8 protein-coding genes, 1 tRNA gene and 2 pseudogenes are annotated in these 8,338 nt (G+C 57.3%); 3 read left to right on the forward strand and 8 right to left on the reverse strand.

The genetic code is table 11. The annotated features are described in order from the left end of the window. Positions 1 to 94: 94 nt before the first annotated feature. The 6 genes from HV796_RS38905 to HV796_RS38930 all read right to left on the reverse strand — a co-directional run bounded on the left by HV796_RS38905 (position 95) and on the right by HV796_RS38930 (position 3,952). Positions 95 to 232 (reverse strand): hypothetical protein, encoded by a 138-nt coding sequence (locus HV796_RS38905; RefSeq protein WP_175233108.1) that lies wholly within the window; start codon positions 230 to 232, stop codon positions 95 to 97. A 155-nt stretch (positions 233 to 387) separates the two neighbouring features. Continuing rightward, a complete protein-coding gene (locus tag HV796_RS38910; protein WP_175233109.1) occupies positions 388 to 1,077 on the reverse strand; it encodes a putative N-acetylmannosamine-6-phosphate 2-epimerase in 690 nt (229 codons plus the stop codon). Further along, a complete protein-coding gene (locus HV796_RS38915; protein WP_175233110.1) occupies positions 1,074 to 1,631 on the reverse strand; it encodes a pyridoxamine 5'-phosphate oxidase family protein in 558 nt (185 codons plus the stop codon). The genes HV796_RS38910 and HV796_RS38915 overlap by 4 nt, the downstream gene beginning before the upstream one ends. 11 nt (positions 1,632 to 1,642) lie before the next feature. Next, positions 1,643 to 2,032: a hypothetical protein gene (locus tag HV796_RS38920; RefSeq protein WP_217478165.1), complete on the reverse strand. Its 390-nt coding sequence runs from the start codon at positions 2,030 to 2,032 to the stop codon at positions 1,643 to 1,645. Next, positions 2,011 to 3,192 carry a peptidogalycan biosysnthesis protein gene (locus HV796_RS38925; protein ID WP_175233111.1) on the reverse strand — a complete coding sequence of 394 codons (1,182 nt, stop codon included), beginning with the start codon at positions 3,190 to 3,192 and terminating at the stop codon, positions 2,011 to 2,013. The genes HV796_RS38920 and HV796_RS38925 overlap by 22 nt, the downstream gene beginning before the upstream one ends. A 4-nt stretch (positions 3,193 to 3,196) precedes the next feature. Beyond that, the gene (locus tag HV796_RS38930) at positions 3,197 to 3,952 is read right to left on the reverse strand and encodes a class I SAM-dependent methyltransferase (protein ID WP_175233112.1); all 756 of its coding nucleotides are present in this window, start codon (positions 3,950 to 3,952) and stop codon (positions 3,197 to 3,199) included. A 226-nt stretch (positions 3,953 to 4,178) separates the two neighbouring features. Here HV796_RS38930 and HV796_RS38935 point away from each other — a divergent pair. From HV796_RS38935 to HV796_RS38945, 3 genes are all read left to right on the forward strand, one after another. Further along, a tRNA-Val gene (locus HV796_RS38935) sits at positions 4,179 to 4,254 on the forward strand. Positions 4,255 to 4,810: 556 nt separating this feature from the next. Further along, positions 4,811 to 5,938, forward strand: a complete 1,128-nt coding sequence (locus HV796_RS38940; RefSeq protein ID WP_175233115.1) for an IS701 family transposase — start codon at positions 4,811 to 4,813, stop codon at positions 5,936 to 5,938. Between the two features lie 454 nt (positions 5,939 to 6,392). Then, complete coding sequence (locus tag HV796_RS38945) at positions 6,393 to 6,845, forward strand: DUF4902 domain-containing protein (RefSeq protein ID WP_175233113.1); 453 nt, start codon at positions 6,393 to 6,395, stop codon at positions 6,843 to 6,845. Between the two features lie 79 nt (positions 6,846 to 6,924). On the opposite strand, the pseudogene tnpC reads toward HV796_RS38945, so the two are convergent. Further along, positions 6,925 to 7,554, reverse strand: a pseudogene (gene tnpC, locus HV796_RS38950) (IS66 family transposase); the annotation flags it as partial. 124 nt (positions 7,555 to 7,678) lie between these two features. Next, positions 7,679 to 8,309: pseudogene (locus HV796_RS46175) on the reverse strand (tyrosine-type recombinase/integrase). Positions 8,310 to 8,338: the final 29 nt, after the last annotated feature.

Consider the following 8,338-nt stretch of genomic DNA (forward strand, 5'->3'; position numbering starts at 1 on the left):
GGCCTCGGGGATGCCGCCACGCCCACCGTATGGGATGCTGTCCTGTCAACTCGATAAGGCATCCTTTATATCAGAAACTGCTCAACTCGCTTATCTATTTGCACCAGAGCCAAATACCGGAGTACATCCGCGCGTCTGAGCTGTTTGCGTACAACGACCTGTCCTTCAGATCGACGGCGTGAACCTGCAGCACGTTCTTGGCCAGGTCCAGTCCAACAGTCGCTATGTTCATGATGAACACTCCTTTGCCGTGGATATCACAACTTGTCCACTTTGGCACAATCCCTTGCTTGCCGCTTAGCGGGAGTCGTCCATCACATCAGAGCCGTCATTCTCATATTAGTCTCCCGATCATCCCTCTTCGTTATCGTGACACAACCCTCGTTCTCACGTCTCGTGCATAGCGTGAACAAAGCGAGCCGTAATGGTTTGAGGCCGAGTGATGGCACTACCAACCACGACAAAGTCGGCGCCACAATGTAATACCTGAGCGGCTTGAGACGGCGTTTCAATCCTCCCCTCTCCGACGAGCGGGCAGCGCGTCACGACTGAACGGAGCGCGCGAAACGCCGCAAAATCGTTGTCAGGAAGCTTCCGCCCCGAAGTCTCAGGAGTGTAGCCGAACGCCGCGCTGGAAATGCAGTCAAATCCGAGCGCTTGTGCATGCAACGCTTCGTCGGCTGTCGCGACTTCTGCCATCAACAGCAGGGACGGATAGCGAGCGCGAATGCGTAGATAGAAGGCATCGAGCGTGTCGTTGTTAGGTCTACGCCTTTTGGTTGCCTCGAGGCCGGCAATGTCAGCCCCCGCCCGCCAGATGGTGTCAATTTCCGATAGTGTCGCGGTCAACGCGATTTCTGCATCTGGATATCTCTGGCTGATCACGCCGATGACCGGCAGGTCCACGGCCGCTTTTACTTGCGCAATCTCGGCATAGCCATTCGTCAGCACGCCGGCGGCCCCTCCCTCGGCCGCTGCGCGCGCGACAACGTCCATATGGCCGAATAGAGGTTCATCGGCGAGCGCCTGGCAGGAGACGACAAGTTTGCGATGGAGGCGAGAAAATAGCGGATTCATGGACTATCGGTAAGTGTGGCGCGCAAATTCTGCACGAACTGGTCAGGAGGGGGAAGCGCGATGCGACGATCTTCCTTGTCAACCAGCCATTGGTCGATGTCGAGCAGCCACCAGGCATCGAGCGTCAGTTCGTAGAAGCGCCGTCCGCCCTCCGCGACGAATTCATCTATCGGCAACATAAACGTTCTGCGGACGGATTCGTCTGGAAAATTCAAGCGATAGTACACCGCATGTATGTCGACGACGTGCTGTTCAGGGACCGCGCGAGCGCTGCCACTAAATTGAAGCCCGTCAAGCGTGAGAGGGGACTGTTCCGTCGATAGATCGGTTCGGAATATCGCGCCTGTTGTTCTAGGCCGTGCGGCGAGATTGGCCGAGTGCTGAGCCTTCCTCATCGAGTGCCAGAGCAGACGAATCCGATGATCTAAAAGCAGGACGTAGTTGACGGTGGACGCCCACGGATCACCGTTTGCGTCGGCCGTCGCCAGTGTCATAAAGCGGGTGTTCCGTATCAACCAGAATGCCCGTTCCTGAAGTGCACGGTGCTCAGCCATGGCAAGCTCCATCAGATGATGGTATCGACTCGGGGGATCGGTGCGTCGTTCAGGATGCGTGCCTCCAGAATCTCCCACCAAAGCTCCTGTTCCACGCGTCGCCGTTCCCAAGCGATGTCCCGTGAGCGGCGGGAGACTTCGAGGCGGTAGACGCCCCATGCCGCTTCATCCGCAAAGGAAATCGTGTGTTCGAGCGAGTGCACATCGGTCCCGATCGTACGGACGTACCATCGCGGATCGCGCGCCATATCGAGGCCGGCGTAAAACCATGCTTGCCGATCGCGGACCCACGACCAGAATGCGTTCATGTCGGTGCGTGCGTGAGCAGATGGGCGCAATAAGTAGACGAGATGCAGCATTTCGACCTCCGGTGATTGGATCAGCAATTCACGATCGGCCATTCATGACTGAGATGGCCCGCGTATTCCCTCTGAAACGTTCCGACGAAGCTATTGTTGTGGCGCTCAACGTCGTCGGGTTCAAGCGAAGCCGAGCCCGTCAATTTGACGACCGCCGCAAGCGGCTCGATTCTGGCGCCGCGACGGGCCTTGGCTTTTAGTGCGGAAGTTGATAGGCGAAAATGCTTCAACCCCTTGGCCGCTGCGTAGTTGACCGGGGCGTAATAAGTCAGGACGAAGTACCGGAAATCGTTGTCTGGTAGGTCGTAGTCGCAACCAAAGTAGCGGGCGTGGAATGCCTCGCCGAATCGGTAAAATATGGTCAGCGCCGTTACGGCATCGCCGCGGCTAGCAACCGCGGCGACGGCCGATTGCAGCACGCCAGCCTGCCTTTGTCCTGTAAGCAGGCGGGCCATCCACGCACTTCCCTGCTTGCTGCCGTAACGCGCCCGGTTTTCGGCTACCAGTCGAGCGGCAAGTGCCTCAATGTTCTCATTGATCGGCGTCCATTCGATGCGGTTGCCTTTGCGCTCGAAAGCGGAAATTTCCGCCTTGCTTTGAACCCGATCGTGCGACTTCCACGCAGCCATAGCCTCCGGCAAGCCCCCTGAAGGGATTGGTGCTGCGGCCTCGGCCGAGTGCAGCAGCAGAGTACCACCGGTCGCACCGGCGAATTCCAGAGCGACCGGAACGGGCATATATGGACTGACAAAGCCAGCGAGACCGCGTCTTGCCGCGATGTCGGCCGCGGCAAGTCCCAGCTTCCGCAGATATTGCGTGCGCCGCTCCCCCGCTACACATGGAATTTCATTGTGTGTAGAGCGACGGCCGCCGAGCCAGAGGAACGGTTCCTGCCAAGGCCCGCGCATGTCCGTGAAATAGTCGGGCAGATAGAAGAGGCCGGAGACTCGCTCACCGTCCCATAGCGCGCATCCCGCAGCGAGGCCGGACGAACTCCAAACAGTGAGAACTTCACTATTACCCAATGCATTGTCGATACTGGCGAGCCATCGATGGCTGTTGAAGAAGTTGTTGTCGGAGACGAGTGCATCCCAGTCGTGCTCGCCGACCGCACTTATTCCGGAAGATACGCGCGTGTCAAAGGCATTGACCATTTGATGGGGGGCGCCGATGCGCCGAGACGTCGATTCGTGTGGCGTCATGAGATCATCCGCGAGTCGCGTCGATAACAACAGCATGCGGCCTGTCAAGGTAAGCACGCAACTTGGTGGGTACTTTGCTGATATCCGGACAGGCAGGCGCATAGGGGTTGAACGTGTTGATTGCAGTGAAACCCGCCTTGCCCAGTGCTGCCTTGAGCGTACGGTCCGACCAATACCACGCGTCCACGCTGGTTTGGTAATGTTGGAAGCACAGGTCGAGGCGTACCCGACCACCATCGATATAAGGCGCTGTTTCAGGATCGTCGGCCACCAGTCGAAACCCATACGGCTCGTAGTAGGAGGGCGATGGCGAGTACTCCGGGTGGATTGGCAGGGTGATAAGTCGACCTCCCGGACGAAGCAGGCGCGCCATGTCCGCGCACATCGACTGCAGTTCCCCTGGCGTTCTTGCGTACGGCAACACGTAGACGGCGAGCACGACGTCAAATTGTCCCGTCAGATCTTCACCGAGTGAGGACATAAACGCAATGTCAAGACTTTCCTTTTCAGCGCGGCGTCGTGCATAGTTGAGCATGCCTTGGGATAAGTCATAGCCGACAACTCGTGCTGCTCCGCGGGCTTTCAGCGAGCGCACATACATACCGGTACCGCAACCGAAGTCGAGTAAATCCAGACCGCGAACATCGCCCAACGCCGCCAAGACGCTGGGTATTTCAATTTCCTTGCGAAATGGCCAAGTCGCCATATCCTCGTATAGGATGGCTAACTCATCAAATTGTCCTGCGGTTTCTTGAGTCATATATGGAGCCTCTAGATTTGTTATCCTACCAATGTTAGATGGGCGATAAAAAAATTCACCTATATAAAGTAACAGCTAGCCATTTTTGATGGCAGGTCATTATGCTGGTATCAGTTACACAAGCAACGGATTTTGCGACTAGCGGTTTGACTGGCTCTTCGGATAGGTCGCATGAAGCTTTACGGATTATTGGAGCAGTCCCCCGTTAGCTGAGAAATCACGAAACGGGTGCTTAGCTCAGTTGGTAGAGCGACGCCATTACAAGGCGTAGGTCGGGAGTTCGAGCCTCTCAGCACCCACCAGTTCCGGTATCATTGTCCACTAGCCTGAAGATCAGGAGGGGGGCGGCAGGTGGAGGGGCATTGTCAACCTGGCGAATACCGGTCAAATGCAGACGATAAGCGAAGAATCCTGATCAGAAGGTGACGATGCTAGTCAGTTCAGTGGTCCACTAGCGCCACGCGGGCAGGCGTTGAGGGTGGCACCACGAGTGCCGGCTTCATATAGTGCCGACGCAACGCAAAGTGCTTCCAGATCGGACCGAGGCTGAGAAAGAAGGGCCCGCGTATGTCGTGGGTCACGAAATCCATGTATGTGAAGTTCGCGCATGGGAAGATGGCGGTTTTCAGCGCGGATTGACCCGGGCCACGCCCTTGGTTAGCACGTGCTTCACGCTGGCAAGTGTGCGCATCACGCGTCAGAAAAAGCGCCCGCAGCTACCTTGTCACAGCTGCTTTTGCAGCAGCGCGTCCGGCTCCGCTCCATATTCATTCGCCACACGCCACAGCTAGTACTACAATCGTACATTTTTTTTACTATACTAAATTAGTACTACTACATGAATAAAGACTTATGCAGATGGTTGAGAAGGCATGGGAATGCGAGCTGGAAGATTTGCACGAGCGGCTTGCCGGTCTGTTCAGGCGTCCGGAACCTCGACAGCGGTCGATGGCTTATCTGAAAGGCCTGCTCGGGACTGTGGAGCGCAAGAACGGATGGCAACTTGCCGAATGGATTGGCGAGGCCACACCCGACGGCGTGCAACACCTGCGCGAGCGGGCGCAGTGGGATGCCGATGGCGCACGCGACGTTCTGCGCCGGTACGTTATCGAACGGCTGGGCGAGCGTGATGCCGTGCTGATCGTGGACGAGACTGGATTCGTCAAGAAGGGGCTGCACTCGGTCGGTGTGCAACGTCAGTACAGCGGCACAGCAGGCCGTATCGAGAACAGCCAGATCGGTGTGCTTCTCTGTTATGCCGGTCATGGCGGCAGCGCATTCATCGACCGCGAACTTTATGTGCCTCAGGTGTGGACCGACGATCCCGCGCGCTGCAAGGCGGCGGGCGTTCCCGATACAGTGAAGTTTGCGACAAAGCCACAGCTTGCCCGTGTCATGCTTGAGCGGGCACTGGATGACGGCGTGCCATGTGGCTGGGTCACAGGTGACGAGGTCTATGGTGGTGACCGCCATTTGCGGCTATGGCTGGAGTCGCGCGAACAGCCCTTCGTGATGGCCGTCGCAAAGAATGAACTGCTGTGGTGGAAGGGACCCGATTATGTGCGTGCCGACCGGATCGTGGAGAGTTTGCCCGGACAGGCATGGCGACGCCTTTCGGTGGGCACCGGGACCAAGGGCGAGCGTCGGTACGACTGGGCGCTCACGCCGTTATGGCGCCTGCAGATTACGTCCAGGGAGCGCCGCTTCGGACACTACCTGCTGGCTCGGCGCAGTCTCGACGAAAAGCGTGAACATGCATACTACGTGGTCTATGCGCCGCGTCGTCTGGCCAAACGGCAGACGCTGGCCAATGTCGCAGGCCGCAGGTGGGAAATCGAGATCGGCTTTGAAGCAACCAAAGGCGAGTGCGGCCTGGATCAATACGAGGTGCGTCGATGGCAGGGATGGTACCGGCACATTACGCTGGCACTGATCGCTCATGCCGCACTCGTCACCTTGCGCATACGCAGCAAAAAAAACTCCTGAAGGCATGGTACCGCTCAGCGTTCAGGAGATTCGTCGGTTGTTGTGCCGCCTCTTATGGCACGCCGTTCATACGATCGATCATGTGCTGAACTGGTCAAGCTGGCGGCGCACGCGTCAGTGGCGCGCGCAACAGTCGCACTATCGGAGGCGCAGCTGTACGCCTCCTGATATTAAAAATCTACGGTTGTAGTACTAGTACAGCCTACCGCGCAGGCGCGCGGCCATCTCGTCAAGGTACCGGGTCGAACCCGGCACACCGCGTGCCGCCTCGCGTGACGGGTGAGCTGCGACCCAAACTGCTCGGACCACTTGTCGGATCGATGCGTACGCGACGACTACGCCGCGCTCCGGCGGCAACTCCTCGGTGTCGCGAAGGCTCGGATTGAAAGACTGATATCAGGCTACCGCAATTGGTGTCTGAACGCAGGAAAATGGAGACAGCGGAACGGGGGATTTGATCTTCTTCATACTCCGAAATTTACCCAGCCACTTCAACAACATGACAAAGCCGGAGAATGTACAGATGCTGATGGATGGTTATTTGCGGCTAAAGGTAGCCGAATTTAATGCGCTTCGCTTCATCCATTGCTGGTCCGCAGAGGCCGATGAAGTGCGGGCTGATCTTCGCGCGGCTGGCCTCGACTCCCGGACAGGCGGATACACGGAATGGACGTGCATGTTCGAAGGTGAACGCATTTCGCTCGGCTGGCTCTGGTATGAGAGCAGCACTGAGCGCTTGGAAATGGTACCGCCAGAACTCGGCGGGATCGGCACGAACTTGATGCTGATTAGCGAGAACGGGAAGGATTTGGGGCTTGGCGTTATCAATGATTTTCTGCGAACGCGGATATCCGTCATGCAGTGGCACGCAAGTGTACAGTCGAGTATCCGCGCCGACCGATCTTGAGTAAGCACCTCACAACGGCCGTTCGCAATGTGACGTGCGTGTGAGGCATGATGGGGGATGGGTTCTCGCCAGTTGGCGATCAGGCGGCTGAGGTCGGTAGACTGGAGTGCCGGGGCAGTTTCGCGACGACGTTCCAGGGTAGCAGTTCGTCGATACGGTTGATGGGATGGTCGGCGATATGGGTCAGGACGTATTCGAGATAGGCGCGCGGATTGATGTCATTGAGCTTGCACGTGCCGATCAGGCTGTACATTGCTGCCGCGCGTTCGCCCCCGCTGTCAGACCCGGCGAACAGGAAGTTCTTGCGACCAAGGCTGACGCAGCGCAAAGCGTTCTCGGCAAGAGCGTTGCTGATCTCGATACGACCGTCCTCGCAATACAGCACGAGCGCATCCCACTGGTTGAGCGAGTAATTGATTGCTTTGGCCAGATCGGACTTCTTCGATGGCGTCGAGAGTTTTTCCGTCATCCACGCCTTGATGAGCGCCAGCAACGGCAAGCTTCTCTCCTGTCGTACGCGCAGCCGTTCAACAGCTGGTTTGCCGCGGATGTCGGCCTCGATGCCATAGAGTTCGCCGATCCGTTCGAGCACGTGCCTTGTTGCTTCGGTTGGCGTACGCACGTGGACTTCATAGAGATATCGTCTCGCGTGATCCCAGCATGCGGCCTCACGGTTGCCGTTTTCGTACAGTTCGTTGAAGCCGCTGAAATGTTATGCATAACGTTTCAGCGGCTATGTTGCGTCCAAATTTATGTGGAGGCGACGGTTTCGAGTCAGGGCTTGTCCAATGACCGCTGACTCGTGCCCGCACATAAAAAATGCCTCCGACAAGCTAAAGTTGCTTCAGAAACGTCATCAGTGACGGCAGCGTGGTCGCGCACCTTGATGCCGCGGGCAGGCCCGAGATGTCGACGCAAGCAAGCGCCTTTGCTTTCATTTCCAAGTCGACCTCGGCGTAGATGTGTGTCGTATCCAAAGAGACATGCCCTAACCAGGCTCGGATCGTGTTGATATCGACGCCGGCACGTAGCAGATGGACCGCAGTCGTGTGTCGAACCGAATGCGGACTGATACGTTTATCTTTCATCGTAAGATGTGTTTCGGACGCAAGCTTGGCATATTGGGTGACGACGCGATGTATGCCGAACCGTGTCATCGGCTGATTTGTCCACGGTGTCGTCTGCACTACGCCCGGTTACGAGTTGAATCAAGACGGAGGACGTCGTAGGCCACAAGGGACACACACGCATCTTGTTTCCTTTGCCAAGTATGCGAACAGAGGCCGGCTCGGTGAGCTGCAAGCGTCCGATGGTCAACTTCGCAGCTTCATCGGCGCGAGCTCCGCTGTTGTACAGGAACAGAAGCAATGCGTAGTCGCGCGGGCTCTGGTGCAAATAGATAAGCGAGTTGAGCAGTTTCTGATATAAAGGATGCCTTATCGAGTTGACAGGACAGCATCCCATACGGTGGGCGTGGCGGCATCCCCGAGGCC

The organism is Paraburkholderia humisilvae (genome assembly GCF_902859855.1).
In the GTDB taxonomy this organism is placed as follows: domain Bacteria; phylum Pseudomonadota; class Gammaproteobacteria; order Burkholderiales; family Burkholderiaceae; genus Paraburkholderia; species Paraburkholderia humisilvae.